Below are 22447 nucleotides of genomic sequence, written 5' to 3' on the forward strand. Positions count from 1 at the left end.
AGACGGGCCGGCTCCACTGCACGTGGCGTGGGCGATAAAGGCGACGGCGACCATGAAGAACCCGAAGAAGATCCAGGATCCCACGGAGGCCGCTCTCTCGGCGATCCAGGAGGCTCTGACCCTTCAGGTGGATCAGCCCGAGGCTCCCCAGGCGGAGCCCCGCGCACCGGCCGCCGCGCCCCAGCGCGAGGGTCGGCCGGCCGGCCGGCGGCCCCGCGTGGACGTGGGGGATCGCCGGGCCGCCAATGACGACCGCCAGACGGTGGGCCAGCTGCTGGCGCAGCTGCAGCGCCGCTCCTCTCCCGCGCCTTACTGGTGGGCACTGGCCATCTCCGCCCTCTGGGTGGGCTTCGGCGTCTCCTACGCGGTGGCCACCCACAAGGCGGCCTTCGCCGGCCTCAGCGGCGTCGACGCCCTCATGGCCTCGCCCGCGCTCCTGACCATCATCGCCGGCATTATCGTTCCGCCCATCGCCTTCTTCGGCCTGGCGGCCATGGTGCGCCGCTCGCGGGACCTGCAGATGGTCGCCCGCTCCATGACCGAGGTGGCGCTGCGCCTCGCCCAGCCGGAGAATCTCGGCACCGATGCCGTGGTGTCGGTGGGCCAGGCCGTGCGCCGGGAAGTGGCCGCCATGGGCGAAGGCCTGGACCGCGCCATCTCCCGCGCCGCCGAGCTGGAGACCGTCGTGCGCAACGAGGTCTCCATTCTCGAACGCGCCTATGAGGACAATGAAGTCCGCATCCGCAACCTGATCGGCGAGCTGCAGGCCGAGCGCCAGAACATCCTCATCCACACCGAGCGCCTGCGCGAAGGCATCATGGATGCCGAGACGCTGCTCTCCAACGAGGTGCGCGACGCCGCCGACCGCGTGCAGGGCAATGTGGTGGCCGCCGTCGAGCGCGTGAACGACATGTTCGGCCAGAAGGGCCAGGAGATGAGCGAAGCCCTCGCCCGCGTCGGCGAGACCGTCATCGACACCTTCAACGCCAAGGGCAACGACCTCATCGATCGCCTCCAGGCCACCGCCGCCGCCCTCAGCGAGGAGCTGGCCGTGTCCGGCGACAAGCTGGCCGACACGCTGAAGGTGCGCTCGGAAGAGGTGAGCGCCAGCCTGCTGTCGTCCAGCACGGAAGTCTCCATCCTCGTGTCCCGCTGGAGCGATGAGGTGCGCACCGGCCTGGAAGACACCCGCGCCACCATCGCCGAGGCCCTGGACACCAACGCCGCCCGCATCACCGAGGACATCGCCCTGCGCGCCGACGAGGTGAACAGCGTGTTCCGTGCCACCGGCGAGAACGTGGTGATGGAATTCTCCAGCCGCGGCGGCGACCTGGTGCGCAAGATCGAGGAAACCGGCACCCGCGTCGCCGAGACCATCACCCTGCACGGCGGCGACCTCGCCGACCGCATCGAAATCGCCGGCAACCGCATCCATGATGCCGTGGCCATCCATGGTGACACCCTCCAGGAGCGTCTGGCCGAGACCGGCGAACGCATCACCGAGGCCCTGGAGCGCTCCGGCGTCCAGGTGGCCACCTCGCTGGTCCAGAAGGGCGACGAGATCGCCGACGCCCTCACCGCTGCCGGCAACGACATGACCGAGCGCCTGGGCGCCATCGGCGCGGACGTGACCGACGCCATCGGCGAGCGTGGCGCACGGGTCACCGACGCCTTCGCCGAAACCGCCGACGCCCTCGTCTCCTCCGTCACCACCAAGGGCGAGGCCATCCGCGAGATGCTCACCAGCCGCCTCCAGGCGCTGGAAGAGACCATCACCGTGCATGGCGGCGAGCTGGCCGACCGCATCGGCCAGGACACCCTGCTGATGGCGCAGGCCGTGCAGGAAGGCGTGCGCACCTTCGACACCACCTTGCGCACCAACGCCCCGGCGCTGGTGGACGGGCTGGCCGAGCAGGTCACCGTGCTCACCGAGACCCTCTCGTCCACCGTCACCGGCCTGGACGAGCGCCTCGACGCCGCCACGAGGGCCGTGTCCTCCAGCGTGGAGAGCCGCCTGGATCGCTTCGAGCAGACCTTCGAGGAACGTGCCCAGGCCCTCACCGACAACCTGTCCACGGCCACCGGTGCCGTGCGCCAGACCCTGGAAGAGCAGTTCGGCCAGTTGGAGGACACCCTCGACACCCGCGGCCGTTCGCTCACCGAGAGCCTTGCCGGCGCCACCGGCACGCTGGCCACGACGCTCGACAGCCGCCTTGGCCAGTTCGAGCAGACCATCGGCCGGCGCACCCAGGCCCTCACCGCAAGCCTCGCCTCCACCACCGAGGCCCTGGCCACCACCCTGGATGACCGCCTGAGCACCTTCGAGGAGACGCTCGAGCAGAAGACGCTGCGCCTCACCGAGGGCCTCACCGCCACCACCCAGACCATCTCCAGCACGCTGGACGACAATCTCGGCGCCTTCGAGCGGGAGATCGGCGCGCGCACCACGTCGCTCACCCAGGGCCTGGCCGACAGCGCGGATGCCATCGCCGCCACCGTCGAAGGCAGCCTCGGCCGCTTCGAGGAGACGCTGGGCCGCCGCGCCGCAGCCCTTGAGCAGGGCCTGGCGGGCTCCAGCGACGCCATCGCCTCGGTGCTCGACACCCGTATCGCCCAGATTGAGGAAAGCCTTGAGGCACGCACGGCGCGGCTGAACAGCGGCCTGGCCACCTCGGCCCAGGCGCTCGCCAGCGCGGTGGAGACCGGCATCGACCGTCTCAATGAGACGCTCGAAACCCGCACCTCCACCCTCGCGGACGGCCTCGCCGCCTCCGCGGACGCCATCGCTGCAAGCCTCGACGGCAGCCTCAACCGCATCGAGCACACCCTCGACGAGAAGACCCGCACGCTCACCGAGGGCCTCTCGGCGGCCACCGAAAGTGTCGCCCTGACCCTGGACCAGCGCATCGGCGGCTTCGAGACCACCATCGACCAGCGCACCCGTGGCCTCACCGACGGCCTCAACGTGACGGCCGAGCTCATCGCCGCCACGCTGGAAGACCGCATCTCGCGGGTGGAGCAGGCCATCGACAGCCGCGCCCAGTCGCTCACCGAGAACCTGGCCGTGCGCTCCGCGGAAATCGGGGAAGTGCTGTCCAATGGCGCCCAGTCCACCACCGAGGCCCTGGAGCGCTCGGTGGCGACCCTCGACGAGTTCTTCTCGGTGCGCACCCGCGCCATCGGCGAAGTGCTCTCCGAGCGCGCCGAGTTTGTCGGCCGCAGCATCGGCGGGCGGGCGCAGGAAGTCGCCTCCATGCTCGACAGCCGGGTCGCCCGGATCGAGGAGATCGTCACCGGTCGCCTTGAAGGTGTCGCCACCGCCCTGGAGGCGCGCGGCAATGCCCTCACCGAGACCCTCGGCACCAAGCTGGCGGGCGTCTCTGGCCGCATCAAGAAGGATGCCGCCGAGGCCGAGGCAAGCCTCACCCGCATGGCGGACACCGTCGGGACCACCCTCACGGAGCGCGTCGACGGCGTGTCGCAGACCCTCGGCACCCGCATGACCGAGTTTGCCGACCTGATCGAAGGCAAGAACGGCGTCTTCCTGGCGGCGATCGAAGAAGCCAGCCAGAAGGCGGCGGCCGACATCGCCGCCACCTCCGGCGCGCTGAAGGGCGATGTGGACGCCATCGTCACGCGCCTCGACGCCGCCAACACCACCTTCCAGGACACGGTCACCCATGTGGTGGGCTCGCTCTCCCAGTTCGAGGAGCGCTATGCCACCCAGGTGCGCGCGATCCAGGACAGCGTCACCAGCCTCGACGGCGCGGCCACCGGCGCGGTGGGCGAGCTGGGCACCCAGGTCTCTGCCCTGCGCGGCCTGACCGACGGCACCCTCACCGAGATGGCCGCCCTGACCCAGCGCTTCGAGGCGCAGAGCAGCGCGGTGCTGGATGCCTCCAAGGCGCTGGCCGACACCCACGCCCACGTGGATGCCACCTTGTCCAGCCGCAAGGAGGCCATCGAGCAGCTGTCCGGCACGCTCACCGCCCGCATCGCCGAGATGGACAAGCGCCTGCGCGCCCTCCACACCTCCCTGGAAACCTCGCTCAGCCAGGCCCGCAGCCAGGCCAGCGAGATCGCCGACACCGTGTCCGGCTCCGCCGCCTCCACGGTCAAGGCCATGGAGACCCAGCTGGAAGTGGCGCGCAACGCCACCGAGACCGAGCGCACCCTGCTCACCGCCTCGCTCAAGACCACCTATGACGAGGCGCTGGGCGACGTGAACCGGCTGTTCGAGGAAACCGGCCGCCGCTTCACCGACGTCGCCCGCGAGCTGAAGGGCGCCGCCACCGACGTGCAGCAGGCCATCGAGCTGGCCCGCGAGGAAATGAAGAAGGGCATCCTGGAACTGCCCGCCGAGACCGAGGCCAGCGCCGCCACCATGCGGCGCGCGGTGGCCGAGCAGATCAAGGCGCTGGCCGAGCTCAACGAGATCGTCGCCCGCAACGGCCAGTCCATGGATGTGTCCGCTCCCGCCGGTCGCATGGTCTCCCGCGAGCCCGCGCGCACCGTGGAGCGCCCTGCCCCCGTCCGCCGGCCAGAGCCGGTTGCCCAGGTGGCGCCGGTCCAGGTGGCGTCCATGGAGCCCCGCAAGGTGGCCGCCCCGATCCGCCCGGTCGCCGAGCGTGCCCCTGAGCCCGCCCCTGCCCGTCCGGCGCCTGCCGCCGTCGAGCCGGACGCCAACAAGGACGGCTGGCTCTCCGAGCTGCTCGCCCGCGCCTCCGGCGACCTCGCGGAGGCGGAGAGCGAGAAGCAGCAGCGCCCCGCGCCGCAGCCGACCCGCGCCCGTCCCCCGCAGCACACCATCGAGTCCCTGGACTCGCTGTCGGTGGACATCGCCCGCATGATCGACCATCAGGCGGCGGTGGACCTGTGGGAGCGTTACAAGCGGGGCGAGCGCAACGTCTTCACCCGCCGGCTCTACACCATGCAGGGTCAGGCGGCCTTCGAGGAACTGCGCCGCAAGTACCGCACCGATGGCGAGTTCCGGGAGACCGTGGATCGCTACCTGGAAGAGTTCGACCGCCTGCTGGAGCAAGTGGCGGAGGATGACAAGTCCCAGGTCCTGACCAAGACCTACCTGACCTCGGACACGGGCAAGGTCTATACCATGCTCGCCCACGCGGCAGGCCGGTTCGAGTGACCCAATAACACCCAGCGATACAAGACTTTCCGGGCGGGGGAGACCCCGCCCTTTTCTTTTCACGGGCGTTGCCGACTGGCGTGGCGCGGCGGGTCAGAAGAGCGGCAGGCACCTGCAACAATCACGATCAACACACAATCTTAGGTTGTTTTTCTTATATAAAATTAGTAGAATCGCGTCGCGCGAAAGTGCTTCCCTTCGCCAGGGAGCCATCTCTTCGATGGCACGTGCGGGGGCGCACCATGACGACACGACGCGATTTTCTCCGGTCGACCGGAGCGGTATTGGGCGCTGCGGTTCTAGCCAATTCTGCCATCAGCTTGCCGGGCGATGCCGCCGAGGGGACTTTGATTTCCCAGGTGGGGGCCGCCTGCCGACGCCTCGCCCCCCTCGGCTGGAGGGAGATGCTCCTCAAGGTCACGGGCGGACAGCTGGACATCACCTCACCGGATCTCGCCGCTCAGTTGGCCAAGCCGCTCACGGCCATCGACCGCAATCAGCCGGGCTTCGGCGATTTCAACGCGGCTGGCACAAAAGGCGTGTCCCCCGGTCAACCGGACCTGAGCCTCCTCTACCACGCCTTCGCCGCTCCCACGGTGGCGGCTGGCGCCGACGGGAAGACCCCTCTGGCAGGGTTCCCAACCCTTGCCGAGATCGCGGTCCTGGAAAACTACATCTACGCCGCCGCTGAAGCGGACCTCGCAAAGATCATCCAGCAGGCCCGCTCCGTGGGCGGCCAGGAGCTTGCCGTCGTCGTCTATGCGCTGGAATATCGCAATGTCTCGCAGTCGGTCGGCGGGCGGGCAGCGCAATTGTGCTTCTCGCGCACCGGTGTCGCCCACCTCGGAACCGCCGAGCCGCTCTATGACGGCGCGCTACGCGCCTTCTCCACGCTCGATCCCGCCAGGCCCTTTGCCTTCCGCTCCGTCCCGCAGCGCTTCGCCGCCTTCCTGGCGACCCGGGTCGGTGGAAGCGGGGCCGGCTTCGGCCCCCAAGACGCACAGCCCGGGGACGACAAGCGCGATTTCTGGGTGCCGCTCCACAAGCTGTTCGACGGGCCGGAATGCCTTGTGGGGACCAACCTGACCGTCACCTTCACCAGCCATCTGGTGAATGAGAAGTTGCGCCAGTTCCAGCGTTACCTGACCCTCAATGGCGTGCCCGGCGCGCGCTTCACCGAGGAGCAGCTCAACCAGTATCCGTTCGTCCTGCGCGACGGTGAGATCGGAGCGCTGTCGAGCAATCCCGATTTCGGTCCCGGCGTCCTGGTGCCGCGGCCGCGGCCGCAGCTGGCCGAAGTGGCGACCTTGCCGGGCAGCAGCAAACCCGTGACCTTCGAGGTACCCTCCGACAAGGACTACCCCAAGCCCCTCAGCCTGTATTACTCCTCGCTCCAGATCTTGCCGGTGGGAGGGGACACCGAGCCGGCCTTCATGTCGGGACGGGCCCCCGAGGCCCAGCGGCCGGCGCCGGAATACGTGAACATCCGCCACCGCTACCAGGGCGAGAGCATCGAGAGCCTCAATCGCCGGCCCGACATGATGCGCCTCATCTATGACGGCAAGTATCCAGCGGTTCATTATGTCGACTATGCGGGAAACGGCTGGATCGAGGTGCACTGCCCCGCCATCGAGAAGGTGGTGAAGACCTCAAAGCCCGCCTTCGTGATTGTCTCGCCGCCCGATTTCTTCCCCAGCGTCTCCCAGCGCCAATTGACCCGCTGGTGGCTCGACGAGATGCCGGTGGCGCTGCAAAAGACCCTCTGGGCGCTGCCGCCCTTGCCTCTGTCGCAGCAGCGCATGGCTGCCGATGTCACGCTGGCCGCGGGCTTCAGCATCAACGACACCACCATGACCTGCCTGGTGGCACAGCCGTCCGCTGCTGGCGGGCCGGTGCAGCACGCGAACGGCCCCAACGCCGATCGGAGCATCGGCCTGCCGGATGCGGCCGCCGGCATCTTCGATCCAGGCTGGGAGACGAGCCAGGGCTACATCTATCTCGACAAGGGCAATGACCCGGCGGCGGGAGATCCGCCGGCGATCCAACCCTATATGCAGGCGATCGGGCTCGGCACGCCCTTCCTGGAAGACATCAAGCTGTGCGCCACGCTGGGCAATTACTGGCCCGGCGTCGCGCCCGATAACACCCGCAGCTTCCCCCCCGAGAAGCAGGCCTCGGCCGCCCTCGGCTTCACCTATTCCTGGCCCACCAGCGCGCCCCTGACCGATATCGAGACCGGCATCGCGCCCTTGCCCGGCACACAGACCTTCATGCCATGGGACGGGGTCCGCGGCCCGCGCATGGACAAGGAGGAAGTGGTCTATGCCGACATTTACGACGTGGACTATCTGGACCTCCAAGGCACCATGACGGCAGCCCTGACCGGGCGGATCGATTTCAACGAATACATTGCCCGCGTGGTCTCCATGGAGGCCGTCTATTGGGCCCTCGGCATCCATCCGGTGGACTCGACCGTGGATTCCGTGATCCGGGGGATCCTGCGGGAAAAAGCGCGGTGGGCGCTGCAATCATTCCGCACCGTCGAGCCCCGTGACAAAGAGGAGCTCAGCGCCGCGATCGCGGCCGCCGGCGCGGACCCCGCGCTGAAATGGGAGTACCGTTTTTTCCTGTTCACCGCGAATGGCCAATCTCAGGACAAAGCGCGCAGCGAGACCCGCGTCCTGGTGAAGGACCGGGTGGTCGCCTATACCGCCCGCGCGGCCGGTGATCCCAACAAGGCGGTCGTCCTCCTCCAGCGGAATGGCGGCCAATGGACGCTCGACACCACGATGCCGACCTGATCGTGGTCGGCGGCGGCCCCGCCGGGGCGGCCGCCGCCATCGTCGCGGCCGAACGCGGGCTTGCGACCATCCTGTGCGAACATCAGCCGGACCGAAGCCTGCCGGGGGAATCCCTGCAACCGGGCATCGAGCCTCTCATCCGTCAGCTGGGGCTGGCTGACGGCTTGGCGCGGGTGGCGGGCGCCCGCAATGCTGGCGTCTGGATCACCCTCCGCACGCAGACCAGATTCGAGGCCTTCGGGAGCGATGCCTCCGGCCCCTGGTCAGGTTGGCAGATTCGCCGCCCCGAATTCGAGCAGATGCTGCGCGCCCGCGCCGCCACGCTGGGCGTGTCATTGCGCATGCCTTGCCGCGTGCAGGAGCCGCTGACGGAGGGCGCGCGGGTGACCGGCGTCATGACGGCCAGCGGCCCCCTCCTCGCCCCTATGGTGATCGATGCCAGTGGCAGTGCGCGCTGGCTCACCCGCAAGCTTCACCTTCCCGCCACGCGCCATTCTCCACTCCTGCGGGTTCACTACGGCTACAGGACCGGGGCGTATCCCGCGCGCGACGAGGCGCCCGCCTTGGTCGCAGACGAGGCGGGATGGACGTGGTCCGCGCGCATTCGGCCAGGCGTCTATCAATGGACCCGACTTCGCATCGACCGCGATGCGGCCCGAATGGCGGAGCCGCCGGACGAGCTCGCATCCCTCCCAGCGCTCGGCGCGAGCCGGGGGGCGGATGTGACGTGGCGACTCGCCAACAGGTGCGCCGGGCCGGGCTGGCTGATCGCGGGCGACGCGGCGGCTCGCCTCGACCCCGCCTCGGCTCAAGGGATCCTCCGGGCCATCATGGGGGGCATGATGGCCGGCCATGCGGCCCATCGTCATTTGCGGGAGGGGGTGGAGGTTGCCGAGGCCTACACGACTTGGCAGAGCGAGCGCTTCTTCGCCGGCGCCAGGGCGCTCACAGCCTTCTATCAAAGCCTCGGCTTTCCCGGCTTCGGCTAGAGCCGTCTCAAGCGAAGCGGTACCCGCATCGTGGAAAGCAAATGCGCTAACACCCCGAAATAGAGCGTTGGGTGTCGCTTTGAGACGGACAAGCCAAGGAGCAGGCGAATGCAAACCGCCCTCTTCTCGCCAAAAGGTCGGTCGCGCCGACCAAGCCTTTTGCCTCAGAACCGCGCAGAGGCCCAGCGCACCAGTTCGATGAGCACCTGGTCGGACGCCTCGTCCAGCGCCTGCGCCACCGTCGGCCCGGTCACGGAGGTGATTGGCACGCGCGCGGTGAAGATGCGCGCTGCCAGGATGCGCCCGGCCTGGTTGCCGATGATCTTGGCGGAAATCTCCACCACGGCCTGGGTCCCCGACGGCTCCACCCGCACGCCGAAGGTGCGGATGTCCATGTTGAGCTGATAATCGCCGCTCACGCCGTCGCCCGGACGCGCCACGCGGGCCAGACGGCTGCCATTCTCGAAGGCCTGGATGGTGCGGGCCTGCAACAGGGGCGGCAGGCGGTCGGCCCATTGGGCATCGGACAGATAGGTGATCTGCCCTGGCGCGGGCTCAACCATCATCTTCTCGGTATCGAGCGCCGCCAGCGCGGTGGGCATGACCACCACCAGCTGGCCGCTTCCGCCGCCCTTGGCGGTGAACTGGGTCGGAGCCGAGAGGTCGAAGGTGGGAATGGGATTGGACGCGCAGGCTGCAAGACCCATCACCGCCAGGGCGGCCGACACTGCGCGCACGACAGACCAGAGGCTCGCGGATGCAGGCACTGTATCAACCCTCGACTCTCGGAACATGCTCCTCACCGCCTATATTCTGGCACGGAGCTGCCGCCAAATATGAACTGACGCGGACTGCGCTCGAAATTGCGGAACACCCGCTCGATGTCGGACAAGGTGCGCCGCCCGTCGATGGCCAGGGCCTCGAACTGCCGCAGGCCCGGCCCGGTGAACTTCTCCACCTGGGTGGCGATCTGCTCGGTGCGCGTGTCCAGATTATTGGCCAGGCGCCGCACGGAGGCGGCCGCCTCGGACACCTGGTTCACCATGCCGTCGGGATCGCCCGCCGCGCGCTTGAGATCGGTCAGCACGGCGTCGGCCTTGTTGGCCAATTCCTGCACCTGCCCGGCAATCTCGTTGGAGCGCTGCATCAGCGACCCCACGTCCTCGGAATGATCGGACAGGGCCTTGGAGAAGGTCTCGATGTTGGCGACGATGGCGGCGATCTTGTCCGGGTCCACCGCTTCCAGGATCTTGTTGGCGCGGCCGGCCACATCCTGCACCGCATTGATGAGGCCGGCCATGCCCGCCCCGCCGTCCGCCTCGATGCGGGGATAGCCGTTGGGGCCGATGGGCAACGGCTTGGAATCGGCGGCGCCGCCCCGGATCGACACCGCGACGATGCCGGTCAGGCCCTGCGTCTCAAGGCCGGCGCGGGCATCGGAGAGAATCGGCACGTCCGGCCGCACGCCCACCCGCACCAGCACCTCATTGGGCTTGCCCGGCACCAGGCCGAGCATGGTCACCTGGCCGATGGGAATGCCGTTGAACAGCACGTTGTTGCCCTGCCGCAGGCCGGCCACCGAGCCGTTATAGACGATCTCGTACAAGGCCCGCTCGTCGCTCACCTGGGGACGCGCGAACCAATAGACGAAGCCGAACGCGGCCCCGAGCACGAGCAGCGTGAAGGCGCCGATGATGGTGTAGTTGGCCCTGGTCTCCATGCCTATTCCCACCTCACCATGACGACCGGACGGCCCGCGCGCGGACCCCGTGGAAATAAGACTGAAGCCAGGGATGCTGTGATGCCATCATCGTCTCGATGGTCCCCTGTGCGATCACCTTACCGTCGTACAGGGCCGCGATGCGATCGCAGACGGTGTGCAGGCTGTCCAGATCGTGCGTTACCATGAAAACGGTCAGGCCCAAAGTCTGCTGCAAGGTGCGGATCAACTCGTCGAAATCCCCGGCGCCGATGGGGTCGAGGCCGGAGGTCGGCTCGTCCAGGAACATAATGTCCGGGTCGAGCACCAGGGCGCGTGCCAACGCGGCGCGCTTAATCATACCGCCGGACAATTCGGATGGCAGCTTTTCGCCCACATCCGGCTTGAGGCCGACCATCTCGATCTTGGTATAGGCGATCTCGTCCATAAGCTTCTGGGAAAGCTTAAGATTCTCGCGCAGCGGGAACTGGATGTTCTGCTTCACCGTCAGCGAGGAGAACAGTGCGCCCTGTTGAAACAGGACGCCCCAGCGCCGCTCCATGGCCGAGCGCTGCTTCTCGTCCAGGTCGTCCACATTCTGGCCGAACACCTCCACCGTCCCCGAACGCTTGGGGACAAGGCCGAGGATGGTGCGGGTCAGCACGGACTTGCCGCCGCCGGAGGTGCCCACGAAGCCAAGAATCTCGCCCCGCATGATGTCGAGGCTGAGATGATTGAGGATGGTGCGATCGCCGAAGCCCACCACCAGATCGCGCACGCTGATGATCGGCTCGCCCGGAGCGGGCCCGGCCGGCATGCCTTCCTGGGGGGGATGGGGGTCAGGCGCGTCCATGTCACCTCACATATTGATGGACGCGAAGAACATGGCGAACACGCCGTCCATCACGATGACGAGGAAGATGGCCTTCACCACCGATGCGGTGGTGTGCTGGCCGAGCGATTCCGCGCTGCCGCCCACCCGCAGGCCCTCAAGGCACGAGACGAGGCCGATCACAGCGGCCATGAACGGCGCCTTGATGATGCCCACCAGGAAATGGTCGATGGAAATGGCATCCTTCAGCCGGTCCATGAACACGTCCGGCGTGATGCCGCCATAGGCCCAGCAGACCAGGCCGCCCCCCAGAAGGGCCGCCATGGAACCGACGAACGTCAGCAGCGGCAGCGCCAGGATCAGCGACAGCACGCGCGGCACCACCAGGATCTCCACCGGGTCGAAGCCCATGACCCGCAGCGCGTCCACCTCCTCGCGCATGCGCATGGAGCCAAGCTCCGCGGTGAACGCGCTGCCCGAGCGGCCGGCAATCATGATGGAGACGATCAGCACGCCGAGCTCGCGCAGCACGAGCACGCCCACCATGTCCACCACATAGATTTCGGCGCCGAACTGGCGGAAATGGAAAATCCCCTGTTGCCCCAAAATCGCACCGATCAGGAAAGTGATGAGCACGATGATGGGCACCGCCCGGAAGCCTGCGCGGTCCATCTGGTTCACCATGGAGGTGAAGCGGAAGGTGCGCGGGCGCGCCAGCATGCGCAGGAAGCCGGCGATGGTGGCGCCGATGAAGTTGAGGAGCGCCAGGGCGTCCTTCAGCACTTCCACCACTGTCATGCCGAGCCGTTCCAGCACGCCCGGAATGCGGCGGGCGGGCGGCGGCGCCTCGCGGCCCGTGCGCTTCATCTCCTGGATGAGCGCGTCATAGCGCGGCTGCAGCCCGGTGACCGCTGGCTCCACCCCGTCGCGCGACCAGGCGCGGCGCAGGCGCTCCAGCAGCAGCGCACCGAAGGTGTCGAGGCGATCCACGCCGGACAGGTCGATGGTCACGCGACCGGGATGGGGGAAGCGCTGCGTTGCGGCATTGACCGCTTGCTCAAGCTCGCCGGCCGTATCGGAGATCCAGCTTCCCCGCCCCGCCGCGCGCAGCTGATCGCCATCCTGGCTGACATCAAGGAGCGAGGCGTTCGCCAAAAGGGATTCTCCGCGTCGAGTCGCTTGCTTGTGGAAGCTACACCCTTTGCTCATACTCGGCCGGACGGGGTGCGTCGAGGTAACTTTTTTCCTTCATCCTCCCCCGCCTCCCGCCTTTCTCCAGCAGGTACACACCCTTACCCGATGACACGCCTCGACGTCAGCGTAGAACGCTACCCCATTGCCGGCACGTTCACCATTTCCCGTGGCTCGAAACGGGAAGCCGTCGTGGTGGTCGCCCGCCTCGCCGACGGACGCCATGAAGGGGTTGGGGAATGCGTGCCCTATGCCCGCTATGGCGAGACCGTGGAGGGGGTGGCGGACCTCGTCCGCACCCTCGGCCCGGAGATTTCAGCAGGCCTCGACCGTGCTGCACTGCAAAAGCGACTGCCCGCAGGGGCCGCCCGCAATGCCCTGGACTGCGCCTTCTGGGACCTGGAGGCCAAGCGCGCCGGGCAAAGGGCCAGCATCCTCGCCGGGCTCCCCGCGCCGCAACCCCTCGTGACCGCATTCACCCTCAGCCTCGATTCCCCCGAGGCCATGGCGGCAGCCGCGCGGGCCAGCGGGCGGCCGCTCCTCAAGCTGAAGCTGGGCGGCGCGGAGGATCTGGAACGCCTCGCCGCCATCCGCGCCGCCGCCCCGGCGGCGCGCCTCATTGTGGATGCCAATGAAGGCTGGGCGGAAGAGGACCTGATGCGCAACCTCGGCGCCTGCGCGCACTTCGGCGTCGAACTGGTGGAACAGCCCCTGCCCGCCGGCCGCGACGATCTGCTGGCGCGCGTCGTCCGCCCCGTGCCGGTCTGCGCCGACGAGAGCGCCCATGATTGTGCCGGCCTTCCCGCCCTGAAGGACCGCTATGACGCGGTGAATGTGAAGCTGGACAAGACCGGCGGGCTCACCGAGGCCCTGGCCATGGTGCGCCTTGCCCATGATCTGGGCTTTTCCGTCATGGTCGGCTGCATGCTGGCCACCTCGCTGGCCATGGCGCCCGCCCTCCTCGCCGCCCAGACCGCCCAGGTGGTGGACCTGGACGGCCCGCTCCTCCTGGCGCGGGACCGCACGCCTGCGCTTCGCTATGATGGCTCGCTCGTCCATCCGCCGGAGGCGGCGCTGTGGGGATAGGGCTCAGGCCCTCGCACGCCGCAGGCCGACCAAAGCCAGCACGCCTCCCAGCGCCGCAAGGCCGGCGGACACCCCAAAGGCCCCCGGCCCCAGCATCGCCCACAGAGGGCCGCTGACCAGACTGGCCGCCGACATGGTGAGGTTGACCACCCAGGCGGCCAGCGACTGCGCGCTGCCGGCGCGGTGCTCGGGGGCATAGCGGGCGATGAGCTGCACCTGGCCCAGATAGGTGGCGCCGAACGTGCCCCCGTGCAGCACTTGAAGGGCGACCAGCACCGGCAGGGACGGATCGAGCGCCAGCCCGGTAAACCGCACGACGGCGATGCCGGCGCCCGCCATCAGCAGGCCGAGCGGACCCACGCGGCGGACCAGCCGGGTGCCGAAGCGGAAGACCACGATCTCGGAAATCACGCCGATGGACCATAGCAGCCCCACCGCCGTGAGCGACAGGCCGCTGCGGGACCAATGCAGCGAGGAGAAGGCATAGAGGGTGGCGTGGCTGGCCTGGATCAGGGCCGCCGCCAGCGCGCCCACCACGAGGATGGACCGCGCCTGTTTCCAGTCGAGCCCCGGCACTGCCTTGGGTTCCGGCCGCGCCAGTTCGGGCAGCGAGAGGGTGGCCGCCACATAGGACAGGAAGCCCGCCACCATCAGCACCACCACGGCGCCCGGCCCCATGTGCTGGATCACCAGCCCGCCCGCCACATTGGCCGCGACAAAGGCCACCGATCCCCACAGCCGGCTGTGGCCATAATCGATGCGGCCCGCCCGCGCCTGCCGGGTGGCATAGGCATCCAGCAGCGCAAAGCCGGGATTCCAGGCGAGCGCCGCAACGCCGAGCACCACCAGGATGGCCCATCGCGTCTGCGCCAGCAGGAGCAGCGACATGGTGAGCGCGGTGAAGCCCGCCAGCAGGACCAGAAGCGCCTTGGGGCGCCCCAGCCGGTCCGACAGGACGCCGAGCACGGGGGTGGAGACGAGGCGGGTAGCCAGCGGCACCGCCACCACGAGGCCGATGTCCTCCGCGGTGAGGCCCCGCGCCGCCAACCACAGGGGAAAGAAGGGCAAATAGACGCCCAGCGCAAAGAATTGCGCCCCATAGGCGAGGCCCATGGCGGCGCGCACAGGAAAGCGGGCGGCCGCGCCGAGGGTCATGGGGTCTTTCTCAGGCTCGGAAAGGACCGCCTCCAGGCGGACGGAGGACGGGCGGATGGCGAGCGAAGGCCGGGCGAGGTGCGCCGGTTCAGGCGGACAGGCAGGCGGTGAAGGTGGCCGCGTCCACATTGCCGCCGGACAGGACGATGACGGTCGTCTTGCCGGCCGCATCCAGGCGGCCTTCCAGCAGCGCGGTCAGCGCCACCGCGCCACCCGGCTCCACCACCAGCTTCAGCTCGCGGAAGGCAAAGGCCACCGCGCGGGCCACTTCCGCATCGGTGGCACTGACGCCCTCGCCCACCAGGCGACGGGTCACCTCGAAAGTGATGGCGCCGGGCGTCGGGGCCAGCAGGGCATCGCAGAAGGAGCCGGCCACAATGGCGTTGCGCTCGCGCTTGCCGGCCCGGAAGGAGCGGGCGTGGTCGTCGAAGCCAGCGGGCTCCGCCACCACCACGCGGGCGTTCGGGAAGCTCTCCTTCACCGCCAGCGAGATGCCGGCCATCAAGCCGCCGCCCGAGGCATTGGCGCTGACGATGTCGGGCGCAAGGCCCAGCGCCTTCAGATCCTCGACGATCTCAAGGCCCACCGTGCCCTGGCCGGCGATGATGTGGGGATCGTCATAGGGCGGCACGAAGATGGCGTTGCGCTCGGCGGCGATGGCGCCGGCAATGGCGTCGCGGTCGTCGGTCTCGCGATTATAGTCCACCACCTCAGCGCCCAGCGCGATGGTGCGCTCGCGCTTCATGGTGGGCGCGTCGGAGGGCATGACGATCACCGCCGGCATGCCCAAAAGCTTGGCGGCGGCTGCCACACCCTGCGCGTGGTTGCCGGAGGAACAGGCCACCACCCCCGCCGCGCGGCGCTCCTGCGGGATCTGCACCATGCGGTTATAGGCGCCGCGAAACTTGAAGGAGCCGGTGCGCTGGAGCGTCTCGGGCTTCAGGAAAACGGTGCCGCCCACCAGGTCCGACAGGACAGGGGAGGCAACCAGGGGGGTGCGCACGGCGACGCCCTTCAGGCGTCCGGCGGCGGCGACCACATCGGCGAAGACGGGAGGAGCAGGAATCGCGTTCATGCCACCGAAATTAGCCTGTTTCGCCGCAGGAGGCGAAACCTGCGTGCCACCGGCCCGAAATCATGGGCGACCAGCACATTGTCGATGAACTGCTTGGCGCATTCCCGCCAGGAATAGCGCAGCGCATAGTCCCGCGCCGCCTGGGGCGAGAGCTCCAGCGCCTTGAGGCAGGCGGTGCGCAAATCCTCGTCCAGGACCCCCACCGGCTCGGTGGCCTCGCCCAGCACGTCCATGGGGCCGGTCACCGGATAGGCCGCCACCGGCAGGCCGCTCGCCAGCGCTTCCAGGAGCACGATGCCGAACGTGTCGGTGCGGCTCGGGAAGACGAAGACATTGCTGCCGGAATAGATTCGGGCCAGGTCCTCGCCCTCCTTGGGGCCGAAGAAATGGGCATCTGGGAACCGCGCCTTCAGCGAGGCGAGCGCCGGGCCACCGCCCACCACCGCCTTGGAGCCGGGCAGGTCGAGGCTCAGGAAGGCCTCGATGTTCTTTTCCACCGACACCCGACCGACGAACAGGAAGACCGGCTTGGGCAGCCCCAGGTCGACTTCGGGGCGGGGGCGGAAGAGATCGGCGTGGACGCCGCGCGACCAGCGCATGAGGCGCTTGAAGCCACGCGCCTCCAGTTCCCGTTCCAGCGTGGCGGTGGCCACCATCACCCCGCCGCCCGCATTGTGGAAGCTGCGCAGCCAGGCATAGGTGAGGCGCTCCGGCACCGGGGCGCGGGCGGAGAGATATTCGGGAAACTTGGTGTGGTAGGAGGTGGTGAAGGTGCGGCGCGTGGCGATGCAGGCCCGGCGCACCAGGATGCCGATGGGACCCTCGGTGGCCACATGCACGAAGTCGGGCTGCATCGCCTCGATCCGCCGCATAATCATGCGCGGGGTGGCCAGCGACAGGCGGATTTCGTCATAGGTGGGCAGCGGGACGGTGCGGAATTCCTGCGGGGTGAGGAACTCCAGGCGCGCGCCCAGATGAATGGCTTCGCTGGCGGTGTGCTCCAGGGAGCGCACGACCCCGTTGATCTGAGGATGCCAGGCGTCCGTCGCGACGAGGATGCGCATCAGGCCGCCGCTTGCGCCGCAGCCGTATCGGTCGGCTCGGTCACCGGCACCAGGGAGGGCTTGGTCCAGCGGATGATCTCCATCCGGCCGTCTTCATGCTCGGCCACCGCCGTGCAGCTTTCGACCCAGTCGCCGCAATTGACATAGCGCACGCCGAACCGGTCATGGATGGCGGCATGGTGGATGTGGCCGCAGATGACGCCGTCCACCTTGTGGCGCTTGGCCTCGTCAGCCACCGCCTTCTCGAACTTGCCGATGAAGTTGACGGCGTTCTTGACCTTCAGCTTGGCCCACTGGCTGAGCGACCAATAGGTCAGCCCCAGCTTGCGGCGCACCAGGTTCACATAGGTGTTGACGCCCAGCGCAAAGGTATAGGCCCAGTCGCCCATGAAGGCGAGCCACTTGGCATGGCGCACCACCAGGTCGAACACGTCGCCGTGGATGACGAGGTAGCGCTTGCCGTCGGCGGCCTCATGGATGGTGTGTTCCACCACCTCGATGCCGCCGAAATGGGTGCCGTAATAATCACGCAGGAATTCGTCGTGATTGCCGGGCAGATAGAGGATGCGCGCGCCCTTTCGGCCCTTGCGCAGCAGCTTCTGCACGACGTCATTGTGCTTCTGGGGCCAGTACCAGGCCTGACGCAGCCGCCAGCCGTCGACGATGTCGCCGACAAGGTAGAGCAGGTCCGCATCATGGTACTTGAGGAAGTCGAGCAGAAGCTCCGCCTGGCATCCCTTGGTCCCGAGATGGACATCGGAAATGAAAAGCGCGCGGTAGTGGCGGGCTTCAGGGGTGTCGCTCACGATCTTGCCTCGTGCGGAAATTGCTCCCTGAGAGCATTGTGACGGACTTAGCCGGAGTCGTGTATCCCTTTTATGACGCAAGTGCGGAAAGGTGTCATTCAACTTCCGCAGTGCACCATGACAAAGGGATGAGCCAAGGCCCCGGCCGCGACTCAGTCCTCTCGCGCGCAGCATCCCGCGCCGGGCCGGCCACCGCAAGAGGCGGGGCCGCCGCGCAGCGTCCGACCCACCGCGCGCGTCTCGTCCGCCGGCCATTGACCAAATGCCCGTGCCGGGCCAGCTTGCGCGCCGGACGGAAGGCGGGCCACACCAAAGGCCCGCGCGGGTCTCGGCGAGAGGCCCCCGTCCGGCGGACCACCGGCTTGGACGGCGGACGCCTCTTCTTCTTTCTAGGGAGCCCCTCCAGATGAAGCTCGTTCGCTTCGGCGCCGTCGGCCAGGAAAAGCCTGGTCTAATCGATTCAACCGGCAAGATCCGGGACCTGTCCGGCGTGGTGCCGGACATTGCCGGCGACGTGCTCACCCCCGAGGGCCTCGCCCGCATCCAGGCGGTGGACCCCGCCAGCCTGCCCTTCGCCCCCGAAGGCGCGCGGCTGGGCGCCTGCGTTGCCCGTCCCGGCAATTTCGTTGCGGTCGGCCTGAACTATGCCGACCATGCGGCCGAGACCAACAACCCCATCCCCGCCGAGCCGGTGCTCTTCAACAAGGCGCCCAATTCCATGGTGGGCCCCAATGACGACGTGATGATCCCCAAGGGCTCCACCAAGCTCGACTGGGAAGTGGAACTGCTGATCGTCATTGGCGCCCGCGCCCGTTATGTGGAAGAGGCCGACGCGCTGAAGCACGTGGCCGGCTATTCCATCTGCAATGACGTCTCCGAGCGCGCCTTCCAGATCGAGCGCGGCGGCCAGTGGACCAAGGGCAAGAGCGCGGAGACCTTCGGCCCGGTCGGCCCCTACCTCCTCACCGCCGACGAGATGCCGGACACCACGTCCCTGGCCATGTGGTTGGAAGTGAATGGCGAGAAGGTGCAGAACGGCTCCACCAAGACCATGATCTTTTCGGTGCCGTTCCTTGTCTCCTATATCAGCCAGTTCATGGTGCTTGATCCCGGCGACATCATCACCACCGGCACGCCGCCCGGCGTGGGCCTCGGCTTCAAGCCCCCGCGCTTCCTGAAGGCGGGCGATGTGATGCGCCTCGGCATCGAGGGCCTGGGCGTCCAGGAACAGAAGGTGGTGCCCTTCCAGCTGTGAGGGCGAACCGCGCCTCCCTCACGAGGGAGGCGCGGGCAAATGGGATGGCCCGCTCCATATTGAACTTTGATGGGGCTTGATCGAGGGCGTCCGGCGTCGCAGGCTTGTGGTTTCAGCAAGAAGCGACACCTGCTCCAAAGCCGGACGGAATGAAAAAAGACGCGCCCTCGCCTTCCGCCACCCAGCGCCTCCTGGCCCTTCTGCCTGCCCCGCCCCGCTTTCCGGCCATCCGCCGCCGGCCGGTGGAACTGATCTATGGGCGCGACGACACGGTGCCTTTGGGGGATTGGATCCCCCTGTCGCTGCAACATGCGGTGCTGGCGCTCACCTTCATCATCTACCCCCTGCTGGCGGCGGAAGCGGCCAACCTGCCGCTGGAGGCTCGCCAGCCGCTCCTGTCCTCGAGCGTGATCGCCATCGGGCTTGCGACCATGATCCAGTGCAGCCGGTCCCGCTTCGGCTCCGGCTATCTCCTGGTCTCCGTGCCCGCCCCCAACGCCATTCCCCTGGTCTCGCAGGCCCTCAGCCTGGGCGGGCTGGGGCTCCTCGCGCTCACAACGCTGCTTCTGGGCGTCTCACAAGTGCTGATCGCCCGCGTCATCCGGCCGTTGCGGGTGCTGCTGCCCACCGAGGTGTGCGGCATCACCATGGCCATGCTGGGCATTTCGCTTGCCGGCTCGGGGCTCCAGCGGGCCTTTGGCGGCTATCGCGCCGCCTTCGCCATCGACGTGGCGCCGCTTCTGGTCACCTTGACCACCCTGGCCATCATCATCGCCATCACCGTCTTTGCGCCGCGCAAGGTGAAGATCTACGCCATCATCGTCGGCGGCACCTGCGGTTGGCTTCTGGCGCGCTGGATTGGCGTGGACGATCGGGACATCGGCGCGCTGATCGCGCCGGTCAGCATGGTCGGCCTGCCCTCCCCGCCGGAACTGTCCTTGGCGTTTTCGCCCCACCTCATCCCGTTGCTGATGCTGGTGGTGGTCACCGGCCTCCTGGACATTCTCAGCGCCACCATATCGCTGGAGAAGCTGGAGGACGCCGATTGGCGGCGCGCCGACATGCTGGCGGCGGAGCGCGCCGTGGCGGGCATTGGCCTCGCCAACATTGCCGCCAGCATGCTGGCGGCGACCCCGTGCGGCGTCTCGCGCACGGCGGTGGGCTTTGCCGCCTCCACAGGCGCCACCGCGCGGGTGATCGGCTTTGCCGCCGGAGCGGTGATCTTCTCCACCGCCTTCTTTCCAAAGGCGGTCGCCTTCCTGACCCTTATCCCCGGCCCGGTCACGGGCGCCCTGCTGCTCTACACCGCCTGTTTCATGCTGGTGAACGGCATGGCCCTGATCCTGACCCGGCGGCTGAACGAGCGGCGCATCTTCATGGTGGGCCTGTCCGTGGTGGCCGGCGTGGGCGCGGCCATTTTTCCTCTGGCCGAGCAGGTGCCGCCCTGGGCCGCCCCGGTGCTCGCCACCCCCATCACGCTCGGCACCTCGGTCGCCTTGGTGCTGAACCTCATCTTCCGCATTGGCATTGCCCGCGAGGCCAAGATGGAGGTGGGGGAGCACGAAAACATCTACCAGGCGGCCCGCCGCTTCCTGGAACTTCAAGGCAATGCCTGGGGCACGCGCACCGCCATGGTGGAGGCGGCCATTCCCGCCGTGGCGCAGGCGGCCGAATTTGCCCGCGACCAGCAGCCGACGGGACCCCTCACCCTCACGGCCCGCTATGATGAGGCCCGGCTGGACGTGAGCGTTCTGTACGAGGGGCCGGTGCTGGCCTCCCCGGCCGGCCAGCCCGACCCGGAGGCGCTTCTGGGAGACGCGGAGGCCACCAGCCAGTTCACGGCCTTCCTTCTGGCCCGGCTGGCGGACCGCATCAGTTCCGGCGTCCGGGCGGACCGCGCCTTCATCGACCTGACGTTCGACGACTGACGCCTTCCGCCCGACACATCATTGCAGCGTGGTGGACGCGAGCCAGCCCTTCACCGCGCTCAAGGCCTCGCCGCGATTGCCGGTGCGATGCTGCGCCTCCTGGAACACCGCGATCTGCATGTCGGCGCTGGTGCCGGCGGTGATGATGGTGCGCAGGTGCAGCAGCGACTCCAGACAGCCGAGCGCGTCGGCATCATCCGCCACCAGCGCGATCAGCCGCTCCACCGCATCGGTCACTGGCACGGCGCGACGCTCGGCGACGTCCACGAACGAGCCGTGAATGCCATAGCGCTGGGCGCGCCACTTGTTCTCATTGGCGATGGCCCGGTCCACCGCGCCGATCTGGGCGTTGTGATGGGGATTGCGCACCAGATGGCGCACCAGCGCACGATAGAGGGCGGCGAGCGCCACCGTGTCCTCCACGCGGGTGCAGCTGTCCGGCGCGCGCAGTTCCAGCGTCGGATGCTTCGAGGACGGCCGGATGGCCCACCACACATAGCTGGAATCGGAAATGGCCCGGGCGGCGACCATGGCCTCCACATAGGCCTCATATTCCGCATTGTCCTCGAACAGCTCGGGCAGGCCGGTGCGCGGCAGCTCGTCATAGGCGGCGAGGCGATAGCCCATGAGGCCCGTCTGGCGCGAGCCCCAGAAGGGCGAGGAGGTGGCCAGCGCGATGAAATGGGGAATGTAGGGCAGCGTGCGCCGCATCACATTCACCCGCTGGTCCGGGTCGGGCAATTCCACATGCACATGGAGGCCGCACACCATGTTGCGCTCGCCGAGCATCTGCAGATCGTGCATGAGCCCGTCATAGCGGTTGGCCTGGGTGTGGCGGACGCCGTCCCATGTGGCAGTGGGATGGGTGCCCGAGGCCATCAGCGCCACCCCATGCTCGCGCGCCACTTCCGCCGCACGCGCCCGCAGGCCGCGCAATTCATCGAGGGCGCTGCCCGGACGCACCGCGGGGCTCGAGGCAATCTCCAGCTGCGACTGAAGCAGCTCCACCGTCACCGCCTCGCCGATGGTGTCCTTCAGGTGATCGAAGAACCGCGCCGGCATCCGCCGCTGCACGGCATTGGATTCCGCATCGACGATGAAGAACTCCTCCTCGATGCCGAAGCGATAGTCCTGTGTCATTGGGCCTCCTACGGACCACACCCTAAATCGACGCATCAACGCCCCAGGCGCCGCCCGGTTTCGCACAGGATGGGAGAAATTTCGGCGAGATTTAGGTGGCGCCGCAGCACGGGCCGCGCAGGGATTCGCCCCGCAGTGCAGCGACGCCTTGCAAATGAAGGAAAGTTCAGGAGGTTCTTGAATATTTCAAATCGACGAACGAAGCACAGGATTGTTTTCGCTCGCACCTATCCTGCCCGAATTATGACAGTGAAAAAGAACAATAGGCGGTATCGGGCAG

Annotated in this window: 15 protein-coding genes; 6 read left to right on the forward strand and 9 right to left on the reverse strand. The window is 68.0% G+C overall.

Going from position 1 to position 22447, the window contains the following annotated elements; translation table 11 throughout:
• The first annotated feature begins 52 nt into the window (after positions 1-52).
• The 3 genes from ACT54L_RS17750 (at position 53) to ACT54L_RS17760 (ending at position 8936) form a co-directional block, all read left to right on the forward strand.
• Positions 53-5146: an apolipoprotein A-IV repeat region-like domain-containing protein gene (locus ACT54L_RS17750; RefSeq protein ID WP_476086968.1), complete on the forward strand. Its 5094-nt coding sequence runs from the start codon at positions 53-55 to the stop codon at positions 5144-5146.
• 242 nt (positions 5147-5388) lie between these two features.
• Positions 5389-7947, forward strand: coding sequence for a hypothetical protein (locus ACT54L_RS17755; RefSeq protein WP_476086969.1), 2559 nt, complete (start codon positions 5389-5391; stop codon positions 7945-7947).
• The gene (locus ACT54L_RS17760) at positions 7917-8936 is read left to right on the forward strand and encodes an NAD(P)/FAD-dependent oxidoreductase (protein WP_476086970.1); all 1020 of its coding nucleotides are present in this window, start codon (positions 7917-7919) and stop codon (positions 8934-8936) included. Before ACT54L_RS17755 ends, ACT54L_RS17760 begins: the two co-directional genes overlap by 31 nt.
• A 164-nt stretch (positions 8937-9100) precedes the next feature.
• Here the strand turns inward: ACT54L_RS17760 and ACT54L_RS17765 are convergent, their stop codons facing one another.
• The 4 genes from ACT54L_RS17765 to ACT54L_RS17780 form a co-directional block, all read right to left on the reverse strand.
• Complete coding sequence (locus tag ACT54L_RS17765; protein ID WP_476086971.1) at positions 9101-9673, reverse strand: ABC-type transport auxiliary lipoprotein family protein; 573 nt, start codon at positions 9671-9673, stop codon at positions 9101-9103.
• Positions 9674-9735: 62 nt separating this feature from the next.
• Positions 9736-10656: an MlaD family protein gene (locus ACT54L_RS17770; RefSeq protein WP_476086972.1), complete on the reverse strand. Its 921-nt coding sequence runs from the start codon at positions 10654-10656 to the stop codon at positions 9736-9738.
• A gap of 13 nt (positions 10657-10669) precedes the next feature.
• The gene (locus ACT54L_RS17775; protein WP_476087012.1) at positions 10670-11452 is read right to left on the reverse strand and encodes an ABC transporter ATP-binding protein; all 783 of its coding nucleotides are present in this window, start codon (positions 11450-11452) and stop codon (positions 10670-10672) included.
• Positions 11453-11494: 42 nt separating this feature from the next.
• Positions 11495-12622 carry an MlaE family lipid ABC transporter permease subunit gene (locus ACT54L_RS17780; protein ID WP_476086973.1) on the reverse strand — a complete coding sequence of 376 codons (1128 nt, stop codon included), beginning with the start codon at positions 12620-12622 and terminating at the stop codon, positions 11495-11497.
• Between the two features lie 144 nt (positions 12623-12766).
• On the opposite strand from ACT54L_RS17780, the gene dgcA reads away from it, so the two are divergent.
• The gene (gene dgcA, locus ACT54L_RS17785; RefSeq protein WP_476086974.1) at positions 12767-13744 is read left to right on the forward strand and encodes an N-acetyl-D-Glu racemase DgcA; all 978 of its coding nucleotides are present in this window, start codon (positions 12767-12769) and stop codon (positions 13742-13744) included.
• Between the two features lie 3 nt (positions 13745-13747).
• Here the strand turns inward: dgcA and ACT54L_RS17790 are convergent, their stop codons facing one another.
• The 4 genes from ACT54L_RS17790 to ACT54L_RS17805 all read right to left on the reverse strand — a co-directional run bounded on the left by ACT54L_RS17790 (position 13748) and on the right by ACT54L_RS17805 (position 17844).
• On the reverse strand, positions 13748-14899 hold the full coding sequence (locus ACT54L_RS17790; protein ID WP_476086975.1) for an MFS transporter: 1152 nt from the start codon (positions 14897-14899) through the stop codon (positions 13748-13750).
• Between the two features lie 88 nt (positions 14900-14987).
• Positions 14988-15974 carry a threonine ammonia-lyase gene (locus ACT54L_RS17795; RefSeq protein WP_476086976.1) on the reverse strand — a complete coding sequence of 329 codons (987 nt, stop codon included), beginning with the start codon at positions 15972-15974 and terminating at the stop codon, positions 14988-14990.
• Positions 15971-17038, reverse strand: a complete 1068-nt coding sequence (locus tag ACT54L_RS17800; protein WP_476086977.1) for a glycosyltransferase family 4 protein — start codon at positions 17036-17038, stop codon at positions 15971-15973. Before ACT54L_RS17800 ends, ACT54L_RS17795 begins: the two co-directional genes overlap by 4 nt.
• Positions 17038-17844, reverse strand: coding sequence for a UDP-2,3-diacylglucosamine diphosphatase (locus ACT54L_RS17805; RefSeq protein WP_476086978.1), 807 nt, complete (start codon positions 17842-17844; stop codon positions 17038-17040). Before ACT54L_RS17805 ends, ACT54L_RS17800 begins: the two co-directional genes overlap by 1 nt.
• 406 nt (positions 17845-18250) lie before the next feature.
• Between ACT54L_RS17805 and ACT54L_RS17810 the strand changes: the two genes are divergently transcribed.
• Both ACT54L_RS17810 and ACT54L_RS17815 read left to right on the forward strand, forming a co-directional pair.
• On the forward strand, positions 18251-19099 hold the full coding sequence (locus ACT54L_RS17810) for a fumarylacetoacetate hydrolase family protein (protein ID WP_476086979.1): 849 nt from the start codon (positions 18251-18253) through the stop codon (positions 19097-19099).
• A gap of 149 nt (positions 19100-19248) precedes the next feature.
• Complete coding sequence (locus ACT54L_RS17815) at positions 19249-21027, forward strand: solute carrier family 23 protein (protein WP_476086980.1); 1779 nt, start codon at positions 19249-19251, stop codon at positions 21025-21027.
• A gap of 18 nt (positions 21028-21045) precedes the next feature.
• Here the strand turns inward: ACT54L_RS17815 and ACT54L_RS17820 are convergent, their stop codons facing one another.
• Positions 21046-22167 carry a carboxylate-amine ligase gene (locus ACT54L_RS17820; RefSeq protein ID WP_476086981.1) on the reverse strand — a complete coding sequence of 374 codons (1122 nt, stop codon included), beginning with the start codon at positions 22165-22167 and terminating at the stop codon, positions 21046-21048.
• Positions 22168-22447: the final 280 nt, after the last annotated feature.

Source organism: Aquabacter sp. DMC10 (genome assembly GCF_056314145.1).

Bases quoted from the DNA above. Each gene is read 5' to 3' on its own strand.
- ACT54L_RS17755 (WP_476086969.1), top strand. From the start codon at position 5,389: ATGACGACACGACGCGATTTTCTCCGGTCGACCGGAGCGGTATTGGGC.
- dgcA (WP_476086974.1), top strand. From the start codon at position 12,767: ATGACACGCCTCGACGTCAGCGTAGAACGCTACCCCATTGCCGGCACG.
- ACT54L_RS17815 (WP_476086980.1), top strand. From the start codon at position 19,249: ATGAAAAAAGACGCGCCCTCGCCTTCCGCCACCCAGCGCCTCCTGGCC.
- ACT54L_RS17760 (WP_476086970.1), top strand. From the start codon at position 7,917: ATGGACGCTCGACACCACGATGCCGACCTGATCGTGGTCGGCGGCGGC.
- ACT54L_RS17800 (WP_476086977.1), bottom strand. From the start codon at position 17,038: ATGCGCATCCTCGTCGCGACGGACGCCTGGCATCCTCAGATCAACGGG.
- ACT54L_RS17770 (WP_476086972.1), bottom strand. From the start codon at position 10,656: ATGGAGACCAGGGCCAACTACACCATCATCGGCGCCTTCACGCTGCTC.
- ACT54L_RS17810 (WP_476086979.1), top strand. From the start codon at position 18,251: ATGAAGCTCGTTCGCTTCGGCGCCGTCGGCCAGGAAAAGCCTGGTCTA.
- ACT54L_RS17820 (WP_476086981.1), bottom strand. From the start codon at position 22,167: ATGACACAGGACTATCGCTTCGGCATCGAGGAGGAGTTCTTCATCGTC.
- ACT54L_RS17790 (WP_476086975.1), bottom strand. From the start codon at position 14,899: ATGACCCTCGGCGCGGCCGCCCGCTTTCCTGTGCGCGCCGCCATGGGC.
- ACT54L_RS17775 (WP_476087012.1), bottom strand. From the start codon at position 11,452: ATGCCGGCCGGGCCCGCTCCGGGCGAGCCGATCATCAGCGTGCGCGAT.
- ACT54L_RS17750 (WP_476086968.1), top strand. From the start codon at position 53: ATGAAGAACCCGAAGAAGATCCAGGATCCCACGGAGGCCGCTCTCTCG.
- ACT54L_RS17795 (WP_476086976.1), bottom strand. From the start codon at position 15,974: ATGAACGCGATTCCTGCTCCTCCCGTCTTCGCCGATGTGGTCGCCGCC.